Source organism: Microbacterium sp. KUDC0406 (genome assembly GCF_021582875.1).
Taxonomy (GTDB): Bacteria; Actinomycetota; Actinomycetes; order Actinomycetales; family Microbacteriaceae; genus Microbacterium.
Window position 1 is genome coordinate 3,409,403 of the sequence record NZ_CP091138.1, and the last position, 19,703, is coordinate 3,429,105.

The window sequence follows — 19,703 nt, forward strand, 5'->3', positions numbered from 1 at the left end:
CGCACCATGTCGCACGCTCAGTCTCCCGCGGCTCCCACCGTGACCGAGGGTGACGACCGCACCGGGGCCGGCAGCACGCCGACCCCGGTGCGCCGGGCGCCGCGGGCGGACTGGCGCAAGCGCGGCGAGATCGCCCTGCTCTCCGGGCCCGCCCTGCTGCTGTTCCTCGGGTTCGTCATCTTCCCGGTGCTCATGGCCGGTTTCTACGGCTTCTTCAAGTGGAACGGCTACGGCTGGCCGACCGAGTTCGTCGGTCTCGACAACTACGTGCTGATGTGGCAGGACGAGACGTTCCGCGCCGCCGTGTCGCACAACTTCATCATCGTGGTGCTGTCGCTGGTGATGCAGGGGCCCATCGCGATCCTGTTCGCCCTGCTGCTGAACCAGAAGATCCGCGGCCAGTCGCTGATCCGCGTGCTGATCTTCACCCCCTACGTCATCGCCGAGGTCGTCGTCGGCATCGGCTGGAGCCTGATGCTGCAGGATGCCGGTGCGCTGAACTCCCTGCTCGAGAAGATCGGCCTCGGCGCCCTCCAGCAGTCCTGGATCGCCGATCCCGCCATCGCCATCTGGTCGCTGATGATCATCCTCACCTGGAAGTACCTCGGGTTCGCAGTGATCCTCATGCTCGCCGGCATGCAGTCCATCCCGGAGGAGCTCTACGAGGCGGCCGCGATCGACGGCGCCGGCTTCTGGAAGATGCAGTGGAGCATCACGCTGCCGCTGCTCGGGCCGACCATCCGCATCTGGGCGTTCCTGTCGATCATCGGCGCGCTGCAGCTGTTCGACCTGGTGAACATCATCTGGGGCCAGTACATCGCGGCGACCGCGGGCACCTCGACCATGGCCACGTACATGTACCAGAACGGCCATCTGGCGGGGAACTACGGCTTCGGCAACGCCGTCGCGGTGATGCTGTTCCTCATCTCACTCGTCGTCGCCCTGATCTATCAGCGCTTCGTGCTGCGGCGCGACACAGAGGGCGCGCTGACGGGACCCGCGCGCAGGAAGGGCCGCAAGTGAGCACCGACACCCTGAAGACATCCGTCGCGATCCGCGCCGTGGGCCGACGCGGCCGCCGGAGCGACAAGCCCAGACTGCGCTGGGGCAGCCCCGGCGTGTACCTGCTCGCCGTCGTGCTGATCGCCATCTGCATCACGCCGGTGCTCTACGTGATCATCGGCGGCTTCCGCAGCAACTCGCAGATCACCCTCGATCCGTCCGGCTGGCCCAGCCCGTGGGAGCTGGACAACTACGGCTCCGTGCTCTCCAGCAGCGAGTTCTGGACGGCGATGCTGAACTCCACGATCTCGGCGGTCGGCACGACCGTCGGCGCGGTGGTGCTGGGCGTGATGGCGAGCTACGTCATCGCCCGGTACGACTTCGGCGGCAAGGGTCTGATGTACGCCGTCTTCGCCGCCGGACTGATGTTCCCCATCACCGTCGCGATCACGCCGCTGTACCTGCTGATCCGCAACCTCGGGCTGGTGAACAGCCTGGCCGGCATCATCCTGCCGCAGATCGCGTTCGCCCTGCCCGTCACCATCATCATCCTGGTGCCGTTCCTGAAGGCGATCCCCGACGAGCTCGAGGAGGCGGCGGCCATCGACGGCGCTTCGCGCCTGGGCTTCTTCTGGCGGATGGTGATCCCGCTGAGCCTGCCCGGGGTGATCACCGTCGGCATCCTCGCCTTCGTCGGCGCGTGGAACGGGTACATGCTGCCGCTGTTCATCCTGGCCGACCAGAACCTGTTCACCCTGCCGCTGGGCGTGCAGAACTTCGCCTCGCAGTACTCGGTCGACACGGCCAAGGTGCTCGCGTACACCTCGCTCTCGATGCTCCCGGCGCTGGTGTTCTTCAGCCTGTTCGAGCGCCGCATCGTCGGCGGTCTGACCGGAGCGGTGAAGGGGTGATGACGACCTTGCCCGGTACGACCACGGAGATCTTCGCCATGACTTCCGAGATCCCCGCCTTCCCGGCCGCGTCGCCGCGCGTGCGTGCGCTGCTGGCCGAGATGACGCTGGAGGAGAAGGCCGCGCAGCTGGTGGGCTACTGGCTCGACCAGGGCGGTGAGGTCGTGGCTCCTCTGCAGAACGAGATGGCACGGTCAGACGGTGCGCTCGCCGAGATCACCCGGCACGGCATCGGCCATTACACCCGCGTGTACGGCACCCGGCCGGTCGACCCCGTGGAGCGCGCGGCCTGGCTGTGGCAGGAGCAGCGCCGGCTGCGCAGCGAGACCCGGCTCGGCATCCCCGCACTGGTGCACGAGGAGTGCCTGACCGGCCTCGCGGCCTGGAAGGCGGCGACGTTCCCCACGCCGCTGGCCTGGGGTGCCTCCTTCGACCCCGAGCTCGTGGCCGAGATGGGCGCGCTGATCGGCGAGTCGATGCGCGCTCTCGGCATCCATCAGGGCCTGGCTCCGGTGCTCGACGTCGTCCGCGACCCCCGGTGGGGCCGCGTCGACGAGTGCATCGGCGAGGACCCCTACCTGGTCGGCACGGTGGGCACCGCCTATGTGCAGGGACTGCAGTCCGCGGGTGTGCACGCCACCCTGAAGCACTTCCTGGGCTATTCGGGCTCGCGCGCCGGTCGCAACCACGCGCCGGTGTCAGCAGGCCCGCGCGAGGTGGCCGACGTCTTCCTGCCGCCGTTCGAGATGGCGATCCGTGACGGCGCAGCGCGCGGCGTGATGAACAGCTATGCCGAGATCGACGGACTCCCCGTGGCCTCCGATCCGGCACTGCTGACCGGACTGCTGCGCGAGCGCCTCGGCTTCGATGGCGTGGTGGTGGCCGACTACTTCGCGGTCGCCTTCCTCGAGGTCATGCATGCGGTCGCCGCCGACCGTGGTGAGGCCGCGGCGCTGGCGCTGACCGCGGGCATCGATGTGGAGCTGCCCTCGGGTGACGCCTTCCTCGCGCCGCTGGTCGAACGCGTTCACGCCGGTCTGCTCGACGAGGCGTATCTCGATCGTGCGGTCACCCGGGTGCTGACGCAGAAGGAGCAGCTGGGCCTGCTCGAGTCCGACGCGTTCGCCGACGAACCCCCCGCGCAGATCGATCTCGACACGCCCCGGCACCGCGCCGCGGCCCGCCGGCTCGCTGCGGAGTCTCTCGTGCTGCTCGCGAACGACGGCGCGCTGCCGTTCACGGCCGGCGCACGGCGCATCGCCCTGATCGGCCCGAACGCCGATCGGGCGTCCGGCCTGCAGGGCTGCTACTCCTTCGCCAATCATGTGCTGGCGCACCACCCGGGCCACGAGCTCGGCTTCCGCATCCCGACCGTGCGCGAGGCACTCGCCACCGCGCTGCCGGATGCCGGGATCGTGCACGTCGCCGGCGGCGAGGTCGAGGGCGAGGACCGCTCCGGCTTCGCGCAGGCGGTCGCGGCGGCGGCGGATGCTGAGATCGCCGTGGTCGTCGTAGGTGACCAGGCCGGGCTGTTCGGCCGCGGCACGGTCGGAGAGGGCAACGATGTCGAGTCGCTCGAACTGCCCGGCGTGCAGCGCGCGCTGGTCGAGGCGCTGGTCGCCACCGGCACCCCCGTCGTGATGGTGCTGGTCACCGGCCGCCCCTACGCGATCGACTGGGCGCTGGACGGCGACGGCCCGCGCCCGGCGGCGGTGCTGCAGGCGTTCTTCCCCGGCGAGGCCGGCGGCGAGGCGATCGTCGACGTGCTGACCGGCGCGACCGCGCCGTCGGGGCGGATGCCGGTGAGTCTGCCCCGCTCGTCCGGCTCGCAGCCGTACAGCTACCTGCACCCGCCGCTCGGCGGCCCGTCCGACGTGACCTCCACCGATCCCACGCCGCTGCGGCCGTTCGGATTCGGCCTGAGCTACACGACCTTCGCGTACGAGGATCTCGAGGTGTCGTCGGAGGCGTCCACGAGCGGACGGTTCACGGCGGTTGTCACCGTGCGCAACACCGGTGACACGACCGCCGCCGACGTCGTGCAGCTCTACGGGCGCGACCCGGTCGCCACCGTCACGCGGCCGGTCGCGCAGCTGCTCGGCTACGCCCGGGTCCAGCTGGCACCGGGGAGAGCCGCCGGGTGCGCTTCGACGTGCCGGCCGCGCGCTTCGCCTTCAGCGATCGCGGTCTCACGCGTGTCGTCGAGCCCGGTGAGGTGCGAGTGTGGGTCGGGGCGCACGCCGAGGCGAAGCCGCCGGCATCCGATCCCGCCGACGTCACGGGCGGCGCGATCTCCAACGAACGGCCCCGTGCCGAGCGCACCCTCCCCGGGGCTGCGACGGCGGCCGCGACTGTGCGGCTCACCGGGGGACTGCACGAGGTGACGGGAGCTGATGCCCGGCTCGTGACGGTGTCGGTCGAGTGACGGCCCCGGTTCGCGCAGCGGAGCCGATCGGCATCCGCAATCCGATACTGCCCGGATGCCACCCCGACCCGTCGATCTGCCGGGCCGGGGAGTGGTACTACCTGGTGACATCCACGTTCGAGTATCTTCCCGGGCTGCCGGTGCTGCGCTCCCGCGACCTGCTGAACTGGGAGACGATCGGGCACGTCATCGATCGGCCGGGCATGCTCGACTTCGACGGCATCGGATCGTCGGGCGGACTGTACGCACCGACCATCCGGCACGGGCTCGGGCTGTTCTGGGTGGTCTGCACGCTGGTGGACCGGGACGACCCGGCCCGCGGCGGCGATTTCCTCGTCACCGCGGACGACCCGGCCGGCCCCTGGAGCGACCCGATCGCGCTGCACGCGGACGGCATCGACCCCTCGCTCGCCTTCGACGACGACGGCAGGGTGTGGATGCACGGCACCCGCCTCGCCGCCGATCCCGAGTGGCCGCAGCAGACCGAGGTCTGGGTGCGCGAGTACTCGCCGGCGCAGCGTGCTCTCGTCGGCGAGGAGCACGTCATCTGGCGCGGCGCCGTGCGCGGAGCGGTGTGGGCCGAAGGACCGCACCTGTACCGGATCGACGGGCGCTGGCACCTCATCGCCGCGGAGGGCGGCACGGAGTTCCATCACGCCGTGACCTCCGCGCGCGCCGAGCACGTCACCGGCCCGTACACGCCGAACCCCGCCAACCCGGTGCTCACGCACCGGAACCTCGGTCGCGGTCCCGGTGTGATCGGCGTCGGCCACGCCGATCTGGTGCAGGCTCCGGGAGGCTCCTGGCACGCGGTGCTGCTCGGCATGCGCACCGCCGACGGCGTCCACTACCCGCTCGGGCGGGAGACGTTCCTGTGCCCGGTCGACTGGCAGGACGGCTGGCCCGTGCTCGCTCCTGGCGCGGGCCGGGTGCCGGATCGCGTCACCGCGCCGTGGGCCACGACAGCGCCCGCGGCGGGCACCTGGCAGCCCGACGGCCGTCGCGCGGGCGAGGTCCCGCCCGGCGATCCGCGGTGGACCGCGCTGCGCGCGCTGCCCGCCGAGATCGCGCGGATCGACGCGGGAACCTGGCGGATGCCGGTGCGCCCGACGACGCTGCAGGATGCCGCAGCCCCGGCCTTCCTCGGGATCCGCCAGCAGCACTCCGATGTCGACGTGCGCTGCACGCTGGACCTCTCCGGTCTGGCCGTCGGGGAGCGCGCGGGACTCGTCGTGCGCCAGTCCGAGCGAGATCACGTGGTGCTCCAGGTGAGCAGGTGCGCCGACGGCGACGTCCTCAGCGTGGTGCGTCGCCGCGCCGGCATCCTGCAGGAAGGTGCAGAGGCGGCGATCACGGCGGGACCGAGCGTCGAACTCGTGCTGCGGGTGCGCGGATACGAGTACCTGTTCGAGCACGAGGGGCGCATCCTCGGTTCGGCCGACGGGCGTGAGCTCGACGCCGTGGCGACCGGCGGCTTCCTCGGCATCTGGATCGGCGTGCACGCGAGCGGAGACGGCCCTGCGCCCGGGGCGAGGTGCGCGTGACCCGCTTCGCATACGAGCCGGTGGACGGGACCGGGATCGGTAGCCTGGGACGATGAGCGAGCGGGCGACGACCGTCGAGGGGGTGCGGCGCACCAACCTCGCCGAGGTGCTGCGACTGGTGCATCACGGCGGACCGCGCTCGCGCGCCGTGATCACCGCCGAGACCGGACTGAACCGGTCGACGGTGTCCGACCTGGTCGCCCGGCTCGCGGGCGCCGGTCTCGTGCGCGAGCAGGAGCCGGACCCGACCCGCCGCGTCGGTCGCCCTTCGCCGATCGTGGCGCCGAGTCCCGACGTGGTCGCCATCGGAGTGAACCCCGAGATCGACGCGGTCGAGATCGGCGCGGTGTCATTGGGCGGCACTGTCCGTGTCCGCGAGCGCATCCCGGTCAGCGATCCGGATGTCGCCGAGGTCGTCCGCATCGTGGCGCGCACCCTCGAGGGCTGGACGGCGGATGTGCTGCGCGGCTGCCGCATCGTCGGCGTGGGCGTCGCCGTGCCGGGCCTGGTGCGCGCCGAGGACGGGCTGGTGCGCTTCGCCCCGCATCTGCGGTGGCACGACGCCGACATCGCCGGTCCGCTCGGGGAAGCGCTCGATCTGCCGGTCGTCGTGGGCAACGACGCCTCGTACGGCACCCGTGCGGAGCGGCTGTTCGGTGCCGCACGCGAACACGGTGACGTGGTGTATCTGAACGGCGGCGCCAGCGGCATCGGCGGCGGGCTCGTGCTGCACGGCCTGCTCATCGGCGGTGAGGGCGGATATGCCGGGGAATGGGGCCAGACGGCCGCCAGCCTGACGGATGCCGCGGACCGCCGCGTCGAGGGCGGCGTGCTCGAGGACGAGGTCAACCGGGCGCGCCTGGTCCACGCCGCCGGCCTCACCGCACCCGACGACGCCGAGCTGGAACGCGCGCTCACCGCATCGGAAGACGCTCTGACCGAGGCCGGTCGGCAGCGCCGCATCCTCGTCGCCACGCTGAGCAACGCGGTCAACGTGCTCAATCCGTCGATGATCGTGCTGGGAGGGTTCCTCGGCAGTCTCCGCGACATCGACCGGGAGGGCTTCGACGATGAGGTCCGCTCCCGTGCGCTCGCCGCCTCTGCCGAGCGCCTCGAACTGGCATCTGCGGCACTGGGCGCAGATCGGCTGCTGATCGGGGCGGCGGACGCCGCCCTGGCAGGGCTGCTGTCCGACCCGCTCGGCTGAGGGATGACACGCGACGACGAAGGAGGCCGCCCGATGGGCGAGGAGCGCAACTGGGCCGGGAACATCCGCTTCAGCGGCACGGTCGCGCACCCGGGAACAGCCGACGAGGTGCGTGCGCTCATCACGTCGGGCGGACCGGTGCGGACGCTGGGCACACGGCACTGCTTCAACGACATCGCGGACACCACCGGCGCCCTCATCGCCCTGGACCGCATGCCCGTGGTGCGCGAGATCAGTCCTGAGCGCGACGCGGTGCGCGTCTCGGGCGGACTGCGCTACGGCGACATCGCGCCGTGGCTCGAAGCCGAAGGGCTGGCGTTCGCCAACCTGGCCTCACTGCCGCACATCTCCGTCGCCGGCGCGGTCGCCACCGGCACGCACGGATCGGGCGATGCGATCGGTTCGCTCGCGACCGCGGTGCGGGAGCTCACGCTGCTCACGGCATCTGGAGAGGTGCTGCGGCTGCACCGCGGAGATCCGTGGTTCGACGGTGCTGTTGTCGGCATCGGCGCGCTCGGCGCCGTGCTGGAGCTGGTACTCGACGTCGAGCCGACCTACCAGGTCGCCCAGCGCGTGCACGAACGGCCGCGCTGGGATGCGATCCTCGGCGACCTCGACGCGGTGACCTCCGCCGGCACGAGCGTCAGCATCTTCACGACGTGGCAGCGCACCGATGACGCCGATCAGCTCTGGATCAAGCAGCGCGGCGCCGATGATCTCGCCGGCGACCTGCCGGCGCGGCTGGGCGCGGTGCCGGCCGAGGTCGAGCGGCATCCGATCCTCGGCGTGGACGCCGAGGCCTGCACGGAACAGGGCGGCGTGCCCGGTCCGTGGTACCAGCGCCTGCCGCACTTCCGGCTGGAGTTCACACCTTCGGCCGGCGCTGAGCTGCAGAGCGAGTACCTCGTGCCACGCGGCGACGCCGTGGCCGCGATCGAGGCGGTCCGCGGTATGGCCGACCGCATCTCTCCGCTGCTGCTGGTGAACGAGATCCGCACGGTCGCCGCCGACCGGCTGTGGCTGAGCGGCGCGTACGGCGCTGATGTCGTGGGCCTGCACTTCACCTGGCGTCCCGACGAGCCGGCGGTACGTGCCCTGCTGCCAGATCTCGAGGCGGCGCTGCCGGCGACGGCGCGCCCGCACTGGGGCAAGGTGTTCACGCTGGACGGCGCCGAGGTGCGTCGCCGCTATGCCCGCTGGGACGACTTCGCGGCGCTGCGCGCAGAACTCGACCCGGACCGCCGCTTCGTGAACCCGTACCTGGAACGCCTCGGCTTCTGATCCTCGCCCTGCTCCGGTCTCACTGGTTGCGGGTGTCTCGGCCCCAAACACCCGCAACGGTTGAGACCGGAGCGGAGAGGAGGTCAGGCGAGGGCGCGCCCCAGCACCGCACGGGCGTGGCGCAGCACCGGCTCGTCGACCATGCGGCCCTCGAAGGCGAAGACGCCGCGTTCGGCGGTGGCCGCGTCGATGACGCGGCGCGCCCAGGCGATCTCCTCGTCGGCCGGGAGGTACGCAGCGCGCACGATCTCGACCTGCGACGGGTGGATGCACGCGGTCGCTGCGAACCCGGATGTCACGGCGTCGGATGCCTCGGCGCGCAGCCCGTCGGCATCGGAGATGTCGAGGTGCACGGCGTCGATCGCGGCCTTGCCGTGGGCGCCGCAGGCCAGCAGCACGCGGGACCGCGCGGCGCGCGCGACATCCCGGTACCGGCCGTCCGGGAACCGGCTCGAAGAGCCGCCGAGGCTCGCCACCAGATCCTCCGCACCCCACATCAGCGCGACGACGCGGTCGACCGCGGCCAGACGCTCCGCCTCGAGCACCCCGCGCGCGGTCTCGCACAGCGCGACGATGTTGTAGCCGGGGCGCAGATCCGCGATCGCGTCGGCGCTCTCGGCCTTGGCGATCATCAGCGTGCGGAAGTGCGTCTCGGCGATCGCGTCGAGGTCGGCCTCGTGGTCTGCGGTGCCGATCGGATTGACGCGCACGATCACGGTCGCGGGGTCGAGGTCGGCTGCCCCCGCGATCAGGCCCGCGCGCGCAGCATCCTTCGCGTCGGGTGCGACGGCGTCCTCGAGGTCGATGATCACGGCATCCGATCGCTCGGCCGCCTTCGAATAGCGTTCCGGGCGGTCCGCCGGGCAGAACAGCAGGGCAGGGCCGAGAGTGAAGGCTGTCATGGCGTTTCGTCTCTGCGTTTCGTCTCGCCTTCGGCTCGCTCAACGACCGTCGCTGGCTCAACGACCGACGGAGGGCTCATCTTCATCAGCGCGGTGCGTGTGGCGCGCGCCACCACGGTGCCCTCCTGGTTCACGCCGACGTGCGCGAGCACGGCGATGCCCTGCCCGGGGCGGGACTTCGACTCGCGCTTCGAGACGACGGTCGTCGACACCGACAGCGTGTCGCCGGCGAAGAGCGGATGCGGGAACTCGATGTCCGAGAGCCCCAGCTGCGCGATCAGCGTTCCCTGTGTGAGGTGTCCGACCGACAGCCCGACCATGGTCGACAGCGTCCACATCGAGTTCACTAGCGGACGCCCGAACTCGGTGGTCGCCGCGTACGCGGCATCCACGTGCAGGGCCTGCGGGTTCATCGTGAGCGCACTGAACAGCGTGTTGTCGGCGTCCGAGACCGTGCGTCCGGGCGTGTGCTGGTAGCTGACGCCCTCCTCGAGCTCGTCGTAGTACAGTCCGCGCTGGGTCACCGTGCTCATGACGGTCACGCTACCCCGAGAGCCCGGGCGATCACGAGCAGCTGCACCTCACTGGTGCCCTCGCCGATCTCAAGGATCTTCGAGTCGCGGTAGTGCCGCGCGACCGGGTACTCGTTCATGAACCCGTTGCCGCCGAAGATCTGCGTGGCGTCGCGGGCGTTGTCCATCGCGGCGTCGCTCGCGGTCAGCTTGGCGATCGCCGCCTCGGTCTTGAACGGCTTGCCGGCGCCGCGCAGGCGTGCGGCGTGCTGCCAGGCGAGGCGGGCGTTGTGCACGCGCGCCTGCATCCGGGCGATCGTGAACTGCGCGTTCTGCCGGCTGGCGAGCGGCTCGCCGAAGATCGTGCGCTTCTTCGCGTAGTCGATGGATGCCTCGAGGCATCCCTCGGCGGCGCCGGTCGACAGGGCGGCGATCGCGATGCGGCCCTCGTCGAGGATCTGCAGGAAGCCGGCGAAGCCGCGGCCGCGCTCGCCGAGCAGGTTGCCCTCGGGCACCCGGGCGTCGGCGAAGGTGAGCGGATGCGTGTCGGAGGCGTGCCAGCCGACCTTGTCGTAGGCGGGTTCGACGGTGAAGCCGGGGGTGCCGCTGGGCACGATGATCGTGGAGATCTCCTTCCTCTCCCCACTCGGTCCCTGAGCCTGTCGAAGGGCACCGGTCACCGCGGTGACGGTGACGAACCGGGTGATGTCCGTGCCGGAGTTGGTGATGAACTGCTTGCTGCCGTTGATCACCCACTCGCCGCCCTCCAGGCGGGCGGTGGTGCGGGTGGCGCCGGCGTCCGATCCGGCCTCCGGCTCGGTCAGGCCGAAGCCGGCGAGCGCCTGGCCCGCGAGCAGGTCGGGCAGGTACTCAGCCTTCTGCTGCTCGGTGCCGAACAGGAAGACCGGCATGGCGCCGAGGCTGACTCCCGCTTCGAGGGTGATCGCGATCGACTGGTCGACGCGGCCGAGCTGCTCGAGAGCGAGGCCGAGGGCGAAGTAGTCGCCGCCCTGACCGCCGACCTCCTCGGGGAACGGCAGGCCGAACAGACCCAGCTCGCCCATCTGCCGCACGACATCGAGGTTCAGCGTGTGGGTGCGGTCGGCCTCATAGGCCTGCGGGGCGACGACCTCGTCGGCGAAGTCACGCACCATCGCGCGGAGCTCGCGCTCCTCGTCGGTCAGCTCAAGTGACATGGGATTCTCCTCGTGGGATCAGGATTCGGATGTGACGACGGCGAGCAGCTGGTCGCGGCTCACCTGGTCGCCCACGGTGGCGTGCAGTGTGACGATGCCGTCGTGCGGGGCGAGGAGCGGATGCTCCATCTTCATCGCCTCGATCGTCACGATGCGCTGCCCCGCGGTGACGGCGTCGCCGTCGGCCACGTGCACGACGGTGACGGCGCCCGGCATCGGCGCGCGCAGGTCGGGGCCGGCCGCGCCCTCTGCGCGCTCCCGGTTCGCGAGCCGGTGCGCCGCCGCCTCGCGGCGGCTGAGCGGGAGCAGGGCGGATGCCACGCCGTCGGTGTGCACCCAGATCGTGCCGTCCAGTGCCCATGCGACGGCGGTCCCGGCAGGTGTGGTCCAGCCGATGATCCGCGCGGCGTCGAGCCGGCTCCCGGCCCTCACCTCCACGGACGCGGCGCCCTCTTCGTTCCGGTCCCGATCGCTGCGGGTGTTCCGCCCGGGCGCCCGCAACGAGTGAGACCGGAGCAGCGGGAGGTCTGTGCTGACGAGCGCGCCGTCCCCGGTCTCGAACCAGACGGTGCACGGCACGGAAACCTCGCCCATCCGCCAGCCGTCGCCGGAGCACCACAGCGGGGAGGCGTGCGGACGAGTGCGGTTCACGATCGGCGGCAGAGCGGATGCCGCGCCGCGCAGCGCAGCGGGCGACGGCGCGGGGTCCTGGAACGGCGGCATCCGGTCGATGAGCCCGGTGTCCATGTCGCCGGCCTGCACGCCGGGGTCGGCGAGCAGTGCGCGCAGGAAGGCGATGTTGCTCTCCACGCCGAGCAGCACAGTGTCGGCGAGTGCGGTGTCCAGCCGGGACAGCGCCTCCTCGCGCGACGATCCGTGCGCGATGACCTTGGCGATCATCGGGTCGTAGTCGGCGGTGACGACGCTGCCAGTCTCGACCGCGGCATCCGACCGGGCGTCAGGCGACGGGGTCCAGCGCAGCACCTCGCCGGTCGCGGGCAGGAACCCGCGCGCCGGCGACTCGGCGTACACCCGCGCCTCGATCGCGTGTCCCTGCAGATGCACGTCCTCCTGCGCGATCTCCAGCGGCAGGCCCGCGGCGATGCGCAGCTGCTGCTCGACGAGGTCGATGCCGGTGACCAGTTCGGTGACCGGATGCTCCACCTGCAGTCGCGTGTTCATCTCGATGAAGAAGAACTCGCCGGTGTCGGACCCGGCGACGAGGAACTCGACAGTGCCGGCGCCCTGGTAGCCGATCGATGCTGCGGCCGCGCAGGCCGCCGCGCCGATGCGGGCCCTGGTCTCCTCGTCGATGACGGGGGACGGCGACTCCTCGATCACCTTCTGGTGTCGGCGCTGCAGGGTGCACTCGCGCTCGCCGAGGTGGATCACCGTGCCTGCCGCGTCGCCGAGCACCTGCACCTCGATGTGCCGCGGGCGCTCGATCAGCCGCTCCAGCAGCAGGGTGTCGTCTCCGAACGACGACCGCGCCACGCGGCGGGCGGTCGCCAGCGCGTCGTCGAGCTCGGCGGCCGAGCGCACGATCTGCATGCCCTTTCCGCCGCCGCCGGCGGAGGGCTTGATCAGCAGCGGATAGCCGGCGGCATCCGCGGCGTCCGCGATCTCCTCATCCGACATCCCGGCCGCGCTGAATCCGGGCACCGTCGGCACGCCGTGTGCGGCGACGTGCGCCTTGGCGCGGATCTTGTCGCCCATCACGTCGAGCGCCCGCTCGTCTGGCCCGATGAACACGATGCCGGCCTCGGCGCAGGCGTGCCCGAACGCCGCGTTCTCGGAGAGGAAACCGTAGCCGGGGTGGATCGCCTGCGCGCCTGTGGCCTTCGCCGCGTCGATGACGGCCTCGATGGAAAGGTACGACTCGGCGGCCGCGGCCGGCCCGATCCGCACCGCCTCGTCCGCCTCCGCGACGTGCGGGGCGGTGACGTCGGCGTCGCTGTACACCGCGACCGAGCGGATGCCGAGGCGTCGCAGCGTGCGGATCACCCGGCGCGCGATCTCGCCGCGGTTCGCGACGAGCACCGTGTCGAACCCTTCGACAGGCTCAGGGACCCAAAGTTTCCGGGTCGCTGAGCCGACTGCCTGGGTCGCTGAGCTTGTCGAAGCGTCCCGTGACGGGAGTTCAGTCATGGTGATCACATCCGGAAGACGCCGAAGCGCGGTTCGGGCAGGGGAGTGCGGGAGACGACGTCGAGGGCGAGGCCCAGCACGTCGCGGGTCTGCAGCGGGTCGATGACGCCGTCGTCCCAGAGTCGGGCGGTGGCGTAGTAGGGGCTGCCCTGCTCGTCGTACTTCGCGCGGATCGGTGCTTCGAAATCGGCGCGTTCCTCGGCGCTCCACGCCCCGCCGAGCTGCTCGTCCTTCACCGTGGACAGCACAGACGCTGCCTGGGGGCCGCCCATCACCGAGATGCGGCTGCCCGGCCAGGTCCACAGGAACCGGGGCGAGTAGGCCCGCCCGCACATCGCGTAGTTTCCGGCTCCGAACGATCCGCCGATCACGACGGTGAGCTTCGGCACCCGGGTGGTGGCGACGGCGGTGACCATCTTCGCGCCGTCGCGGGCGATGCCGCCGGCTTCGGCATCCTTGCCGACCATGAACCCCGAGATGTTCTGCAGGAACAGCAGCGGGATGCCGCGCTGATCGCACAGCTCGATGAAGTGCGCGCCCTTCTGCGCCGACTCGCTGAACAGCACGCCGTTGTTTGCGAGGATGCCGACCGGATGCCCGTGGATGCGGGCGAACCCGGTGATGAGCGTCTCGCCGTAGAGCTTCTTGAACTCGTGCAGCTCGCTGCCGTCGACCAATCGTGAGATCACCTCGCGGGCGTCGTAGGGCTGGTTCACGTCGACCGGGACGACGCCGTACAGCTCGGCGGGATCGGCCTCCGGCGGAGCGGCGGGCAGCACCTCCCACGCCGGCTCGAGAGGCGGCGGCAGTGTGGCGACGATGTCGCGGACGATCTCCAGCGCGTGCTCATCGTCCTCGGCGAGGTGGTCGGCCACACCCGAGCGGCGCGCGTGCAGGTCGCCGCCGCCGAGCTCTTCCGCGGTGACGACCTCGCCGATCGCGGCCTTCACCAGCGGCGGGCCGCCGAGGAAGATCGTGCCCTGGTCGCGCACGATCACCGTCTCGTCGCTCATCGCCGGCACGTAGGCGCCACCGGCGGTGCACGAGCCGAGCACGGCGGCGATCTGCGGGATGCCCCGCGCCGACAGGTTCGCCTGATTGTGGAAGATGCGCCCGAAGTGGTCGCGGTCGGGGAACACCTCGTCCTGCATCGGCAGGAACGCGCCGCCCGAGTCGACCAGGTAGATGCAGGGCAGCCGGTTCTCGAGCGCGATCTCCTGCGCCCGCAGATGCTTCTTCACCGTCATCGGGAAGTAGGTGCCGCCCTTGACGGTGGCGTCGTTGCAGACGACCATCACGTGCCGGCCGTGCACCAGCCCGATGCCGGCGATCACGCCAGCCGCCGGGGCCTGGTCGTCGTACAGGCCGGATGCCGCGAGAGGTGCCACCTCGAGGAACGGGCTGCCCTCGTCGAGCAGCCGGTTCACGCGGTCGCGGGGAGCAGCTTGCCGCGGGCGACGTGTCGCTCGCGGGAGCGCTCCGGGCCGCCGAGGGCTGCCGTGGCGAGGCGTTCGCGCAGGTCGTCGGCGAGCGCCTGCTGCGCGGCGTGGTTCGTGAGCTGCGTCATCGCATCCTCTGAAGTTCAGTTAGTGATCATTCACTGAGTCAGTCCAGGGTACATCACGCAGCGGTCGCCCCGCGAGCGTTGGTCGTTGAGCGAGCGGAGCGAGACGAAACGCAGAGACGAAACGCAGACCGTCGTAGGCTTCCCGGCATGACCGCCTACTTCGAACGCCTCGGCGAGACGACCTTCCGCGCGACCAGCGCCACCGAGGGCGCCTGGAACGTGACGGAGCAGCACATCGCGCCGACGCTCGGGCTGCTCGCGCACCTGATGCAGCTCGAGCACGCGACGCGGCACGAGCATCCGCTCAGTCTCGCGAAGGTGAACTACGACATCCTCGGCGTCATCCCGATCGACGAGGTCGAGGTGCAGGTGCGGGTGCTGCGCCCGGGGCGCACGATCGAGCTGCTCGAGGCCACGATGAGCCACGACGGCCGCCCCGCCGCGGTCGCGCGGGCCTGGTTCCTGAAACCGCACGACACGGCGGATGTCGCAGGCGCCGCGTTCCCCACGATGCCGTCGCGCGACGGCATGCCGAGCTGGGATGCCCCGAAGTGGCCCGGCGCCTTCGTCCGCACGCCCGACATCCGGCGCAGCGAGCAGTTCCCCGGCAGGGCGCACTCCTGGATCCGGCCGCTGATCCCGCTGATCGAGGGCGAGGAGATCAGCCCGACGGCGCGGATGCTGGGTCTCGTCGACATCGCGAACGGCCTGACCCCGCGGGTGTCGCCGAGCGAGGTGGCGTTCCCGAACCTCGATCTCAGCGCGCACCTGCTGCGCGAGCCGGTCGGCGACTGGCTCGGCTTCGACACGACGATGAGCATCGGCCCCGGCGGACTCGGCGTCACCCACACCGTGCTGCATGACGACGAGGGCCCCATCGGCACCTCTGTGCAGGAGCTCACCGTCCGGCCACTCCCCGTCGGTCGTTGACCCCGTCGGTCGTTGAGCGAGCGAGGTACGAGCGAGATGAAACGCTCTCAGGTCTGCTGGAGCGTTTCGTCTCTGCGTTTCGTCTCGCTCCGCTCGCTCAACGACCAATGCTCGCTCAACGACCAACGCTCGCTCAACGAACCGGAAGGAGCGGATTTCGCGCCGAGGCCCTCCTTGTGCGAGCATCCTGCTGGGGCGCACCCCCTGCGCCGAGATGCGAAGGAGCACGGGATGGCTGACGCAGACATCAAGAAGGGCCTCGCCGGCGTGGTCGTCGACACGACCGCGATCTCGAAGGTCAACCCCGAGACCAACAGCCTGCTGTACCGCGGATACCCCGTGCAGGAGCTGGCCGCGACGCAGCCGTTCGAGGCCGTGGCGTTCCTGCTGTGGAGCGGTGAGCTGCCGGATGCCGCGCAGCTGGCCGAGTTCCAGCGTCAGGAGCGCGCACTGCGTGCACTCGACGAGCGCACCGTCGCACTCCTCGACCTCATCCCGCTCGAGGCGCACCCGATGGACGTCGTGCGCACGGTCGTCAGCCAGCTCGGCACGTTCGACGACACGCTGAACCGGCCGGGCGGCTGGACCGACCCCGACCTCGACCTCGGGCGTGCGCTGTATCTGTTCGCGCAGCTGCCGACGATCGTCGCCGCCGTGCAGCGCCGCCGCCGCGGCCAGGAGCCGATCGCCCCCCGCGACGATCTGGACTACTCCGCGAACTTCCTCTGGATGACGTTCGGCGAGCTGCCGTCGGAAGCCGCAGTCGACGTTTTCCGCATCTCGATGGTGCTCTACGCCGAGCACTCGTTCAACGCGTCGACGTTCACCGCACGGGTGATCGCCTCGACCACCTCGGATCTCTACTCGGCCGTTGTCGGCGCGATCGGCGCCCTGAAGGGCCCGCTGCACGGCGGTGCCAACGAGGCCGTGATGCACATCTTCGAGGAGATCGGCAACGCGTCGAACGTCGTGCCCTGGCTCGACGATGCCCTGGCCGGGAAGCGCAAGATCATGGGCTTCGGGCACAGGGTGTACAAGAACGGCGACTCGCGCGTGCCGACGATGAAGGCCGCTCTCGACCGGCTGATCGCCGAATCCGGCCGCACCGACCTCGGGGAGCTCTATGACGCGCTCGAGAAGGAGTTCGTCGCGCGCAAGGGCATCTACCCGAACCTCGACTACCCGTCCGGTCCGGCGTACCACATCCTCGGCTTCGAGACCGAGGTGTTCACGCCGCTGTTCATCGCAGCGCGCGTGACCGGCTGGACCGCGCACATCATGGAGCAGGCGGCGTCGAACGCGCTGATCCGCCCGCTGTCGGCGTACAACGGCGTCGACGAGCGGCACGTCGCGTCCTGACGGACGAGGCCGATCCAGCCCTAGACTGCGGTCATGCGCTTCGGCATCTTCATCCCCCAGGGCTGGCGGTTCGACCTCGTGGGCATCGACCCCGCCGAGCAATGGGCGGCGATGCGCTCGCTCGCCCAGGCGGCGGATGCCGGGCCGTGGGAGTCGCTCTGGGTCTACGACCACTTCCACACCACTCCGGTCGCGAGTGAGGAGGCGACGCATGAGGCGTGGACGCTGATGTCGGCGTTCGCGGCCTCGACCAGTCGCATCCGGCTCGGTCAGATGTGCACCTGCATGTCATACCGCAACCCGGCGTACCTGGCGAAGGTCGCTGCGACGGTCGACCTGATCTCCGGCGGCCGTGCCGAGATGGGCATCGGCGGCGGCTGGTACGAGCACGAGTGGCGAGCCTATGGCTACGGCTTCCCATCCGCCGGCGACCGGCTGCGCAGACTCGATGAGGGCGTGCAGATCATGCGTCAGGCCTGGACCACCGGCAGTGCGACGCTCGACGGGAAGCACTACCAGGTGGACGGGGCGATCGTCCGTCCGCTGCCTCTGCAGGAGGGCGGCATCCCGCTGTGGATCGCCGGTGGCGGCGAGAAGGTCACCCTGAGGATCGCGGCGAAGTACGCGTCGTACACGAACTTCGGCGGGACGCCGGAGCTGTTCAGCCGCAAGAGCGAGATCCTTCGCGAGCACACCGTGGCGGTGGGAACGGACTTCGACGCGATTGTGCGGTCGACCGACTACAACACGGTGATCGGCGCGACCGAGGCGGAGGTGGAGGACCGTCTCGCCGCGATCGAGGCACGGCTCGCACCGCACCTCGGCGACCGCACCGCCGAGGTCATGCAGAACTACCGCGGCGACGAGGCGCTCTGCGTCGGCACGCCGGAGCAGATCGTCGAGCGCCTGCGTGACATGGCTTCGCGCGGCCTGGACTACGCGATCCACTACTTCCCCGAGGCGGCCTACGACCGCTCCGGCATCGAGCTCTTCGAGCGCGAGGTCATCCCCGCGCTGCTCTGAGAGTCGGGCCCTTGAGTCTGTCGCGACCTGGGTCCCTGAGCCTGTCGAAGGGCCGGCGCTTCGACAAGGCCGGCGCGCTTCGACAGGCTCAGCGACCCATAACGGTCAGCGACCCATAGCGTTCAGCGACGCGGGGCGTCAGCCCCGCGCGACGTCGAACTCGATCGCGCTCCAGGACAGCGCCGGCAGCGTCAGCCGGGCGGTGCCCGCGTCGAGCGCCACGCCGGTCAGCTTGCGCAGCCCCACGGCATCCTGAGCGTCCAGCGTGTTCGCGGTGTGCCGGTCGCCGCCGTCGGGGATCGTCAGCACCTCGGCGGACCGCACCGCGGTGGCACGCAGCCCGTGCAGATCCAGGTCGACCGTGGCATCCGACACGAGCGAACGGTTCGCGACGAACAGCGCGAGCCGTCCGCTCTCCTGATCCCAGGTCGCGACCGCGTCGACCTCGTCGACGTCGCCGTACTGCTTCGTCGCGCCCTGCGTCGACGACACGGCGAGGCGCATGATCTGCCCGCGGGCCATCCGCGACATCCGGGCGAACGGCCAGAACGACGCCTGCCGCCAGGCCGGGCCGTCCTCCTCGGAGCGGATCGGCGCGATCACGTTCACCAGCTGCGCCTGGTTGGCGATCTTCACACGATCGCCGTGCCGCAGCAGGCTGTGCAGGAACGTGCCGACGACCACGGCATCCGTCACCGTGTAGGTGTCCTCGATCAGGCGCGGGTGCTCCTTCCAGCCCGCCGCCGCGACCGCGGCCTCCTCCTCGTTGTTGAACCGGTCGAAGTCCCACACGTTCCACTCGTCGAACGAGATGTCCACCTGCTTGGTGTGCTTGCCGGCAGCCTTCACCGCATCAATCGTGGCGATGACGCCGTCGATGAACGCATCCATCTCCACGCCCTCGGCGAGGAACGACGCCGCATCACCGTCCGACTCGCGGTAGTACGCGTGCATCGAGATGTAGTCCACCTCGTCGTAGGCGTGCGTGAGCACGGTGTGCTCCCAGGTGCCGAAGGTGGGCATGCCGCGGTTGGAGGAGCCGACCGCGACCAGTTCGATCGACGGGTCGACGAGCTTCATCGCCTTCGCCGTCTCCTGCGCCAGCCGCCCGTACTCGTGCGCAGTCTTGTGCCCGATCTGCCACGGGCCGTCCAGCTCGTTGCCGAGGCACCAGAGCTTGATGCCGAACGGATCCTCGGCGCCGTTGCGCCGGCGCAGATCCGACCAGTAGGTGCCGCTCGGGTGGTTGGCGTACTCGACGAGCGAACGCGCCTCCTCGACACCGCGGGTGCCGAGGTTGATGGCCTCCATCACCTCGACCTCGGCCTCGCGCGCCCAGTCCACGAACTCGTGCAGTCCGAACGCGTTGGTCTCGATGGTGTGCCAGGCGCCGTCCATCCGCACCGGGCGATCGGCCACCGGCCCGACACCGTCCTCCCAGCGGTACCCCGAGACGAAGTTGCCCCCGGGTACCGCACCACCGTCGGCCCCATCTCGCGCACCAGCTCCAGCACATCGGTGCGGAACCCGCGCGCATCGGATGCCGGATGCCCCGGTTCGTAGATCCCGGTGTACACACAGCGCCCCATGTGCTCGACGAATGAGCCGAAGAGCCGGCGCGGCACCTCGCCGATCGTGAAGTCGCGGTCGATCGTGATGCGGGCGTTGGTCATGAGGGGTTGCCTTTCTGTGGGGT

At 70.6% G+C, this 19,703-nt stretch carries 12 protein-coding genes and 3 pseudogenes; 9 read left to right on the forward strand and 6 right to left on the reverse strand.

Annotated elements, in window-relative coordinates:
* Positions 1–6 precede the first annotated feature (6 nt).
* The 6 genes and pseudogenes from L2X99_RS16780 to L2X99_RS16805 all read left to right on the forward strand — a co-directional run bounded on the left by L2X99_RS16780 (position 7) and on the right by L2X99_RS16805 (position 8,370).
* Positions 7–1,023: a carbohydrate ABC transporter permease gene (locus L2X99_RS16780; RefSeq protein ID WP_442923463.1), complete on the forward strand. Its 1,017-nt coding sequence runs from the start codon at positions 7–9 to the stop codon at positions 1,021–1,023.
* Positions 1,020–1,913, forward strand: coding sequence for a carbohydrate ABC transporter permease (locus L2X99_RS16785; protein WP_442923464.1), 894 nt, complete (start codon positions 1,020–1,022; stop codon positions 1,911–1,913). The genes L2X99_RS16780 and L2X99_RS16785 overlap by 4 nt, the downstream gene beginning before the upstream one ends.
* Before the next feature lie 38 nt (positions 1,914–1,951).
* A pseudogene (locus tag L2X99_RS16790) lies at positions 1,952–4,338 on the forward strand (beta-glucosidase family protein).
* Complete coding sequence (locus L2X99_RS16795; protein WP_236125754.1) at positions 4,335–5,882, forward strand: glycoside hydrolase family 43 protein; 1,548 nt, start codon at positions 4,335–4,337, stop codon at positions 5,880–5,882. The pseudogene L2X99_RS16790 and the gene L2X99_RS16795 overlap by 4 nt, the downstream one beginning before the upstream one ends.
* Before the next feature lie 52 nt (positions 5,883–5,934).
* Positions 5,935–7,089 carry an ROK family transcriptional regulator gene (locus L2X99_RS16800; protein WP_236125753.1) on the forward strand — a complete coding sequence of 385 codons (1,155 nt, stop codon included), beginning with the start codon at positions 5,935–5,937 and terminating at the stop codon, positions 7,087–7,089.
* Between the two features lie 3 nt (positions 7,090–7,092).
* On the forward strand, positions 7,093–8,370 hold the full coding sequence (locus L2X99_RS16805) for a D-arabinono-1,4-lactone oxidase (protein ID WP_236125752.1): 1,278 nt from the start codon (positions 7,093–7,095) through the stop codon (positions 8,368–8,370).
* Positions 8,371–8,453: 83 nt separating this feature from the next.
* Here L2X99_RS16805 and L2X99_RS16810 read toward each other — a convergent pair whose 3' ends face one another.
* The 5 genes and pseudogenes from L2X99_RS16810 to L2X99_RS16830 form a co-directional block, all read right to left on the reverse strand.
* Complete coding sequence (locus L2X99_RS16810) at positions 8,454–9,272, reverse strand: HpcH/HpaI aldolase/citrate lyase family protein (protein ID WP_236125751.1); 819 nt, start codon at positions 9,270–9,272, stop codon at positions 8,454–8,456.
* The gene (locus L2X99_RS16815) at positions 9,269–9,805 is read right to left on the reverse strand and encodes a MaoC family dehydratase (RefSeq protein ID WP_236125750.1); all 537 of its coding nucleotides are present in this window, start codon (positions 9,803–9,805) and stop codon (positions 9,269–9,271) included. Before L2X99_RS16815 ends, L2X99_RS16810 begins: the two co-directional genes overlap by 4 nt.
* Before the next feature lie 5 nt (positions 9,806–9,810).
* Positions 9,811–10,980: an acyl-CoA dehydrogenase family protein gene (locus L2X99_RS16820; protein ID WP_236125749.1), complete on the reverse strand. Its 1,170-nt coding sequence runs from the start codon at positions 10,978–10,980 to the stop codon at positions 9,811–9,813.
* A gap of 18 nt (positions 10,981–10,998) precedes the next feature.
* A complete protein-coding gene (locus tag L2X99_RS16825) occupies positions 10,999–13,020 on the reverse strand; it encodes an acetyl/propionyl/methylcrotonyl-CoA carboxylase subunit alpha (protein WP_236135434.1) in 2,022 nt (673 codons plus the stop codon).
* Between the two features lie 113 nt (positions 13,021–13,133).
* Positions 13,134–14,695 (reverse strand): annotated as a pseudogene (locus L2X99_RS16830) (carboxyl transferase domain-containing protein).
* A 147-nt stretch (positions 14,696–14,842) separates the two neighbouring features.
* Here L2X99_RS16830 and L2X99_RS16835 point away from each other — a divergent pair.
* The 3 genes from L2X99_RS16835 to L2X99_RS16845 all read left to right on the forward strand — a co-directional run bounded on the left by L2X99_RS16835 (position 14,843) and on the right by L2X99_RS16845 (position 18,007).
* Positions 14,843–15,625 carry a thioesterase family protein gene (locus tag L2X99_RS16835; protein ID WP_236135435.1) on the forward strand — a complete coding sequence of 261 codons (783 nt, stop codon included), beginning with the start codon at positions 14,843–14,845 and terminating at the stop codon, positions 15,623–15,625.
* Between the two features lie 231 nt (positions 15,626–15,856).
* On the forward strand, positions 15,857–16,984 hold the full coding sequence (locus L2X99_RS16840; RefSeq protein WP_236125747.1) for a bifunctional 2-methylcitrate synthase/citrate synthase: 1,128 nt from the start codon (positions 15,857–15,859) through the stop codon (positions 16,982–16,984).
* A gap of 33 nt (positions 16,985–17,017) precedes the next feature.
* Positions 17,018–18,007, forward strand: coding sequence for an LLM class F420-dependent oxidoreductase (locus L2X99_RS16845; RefSeq protein ID WP_236125746.1), 990 nt, complete (start codon positions 17,018–17,020; stop codon positions 18,005–18,007).
* 138 nt (positions 18,008–18,145) lie between these two features.
* Here the strand turns inward: L2X99_RS16845 and arfA are convergent.
* Positions 18,146–19,680 (reverse strand): annotated as a pseudogene (gene arfA / locus L2X99_RS16850) (arabinosylfuranosidase ArfA).
* Positions 19,681–19,703: the final 23 nt, after the last annotated feature.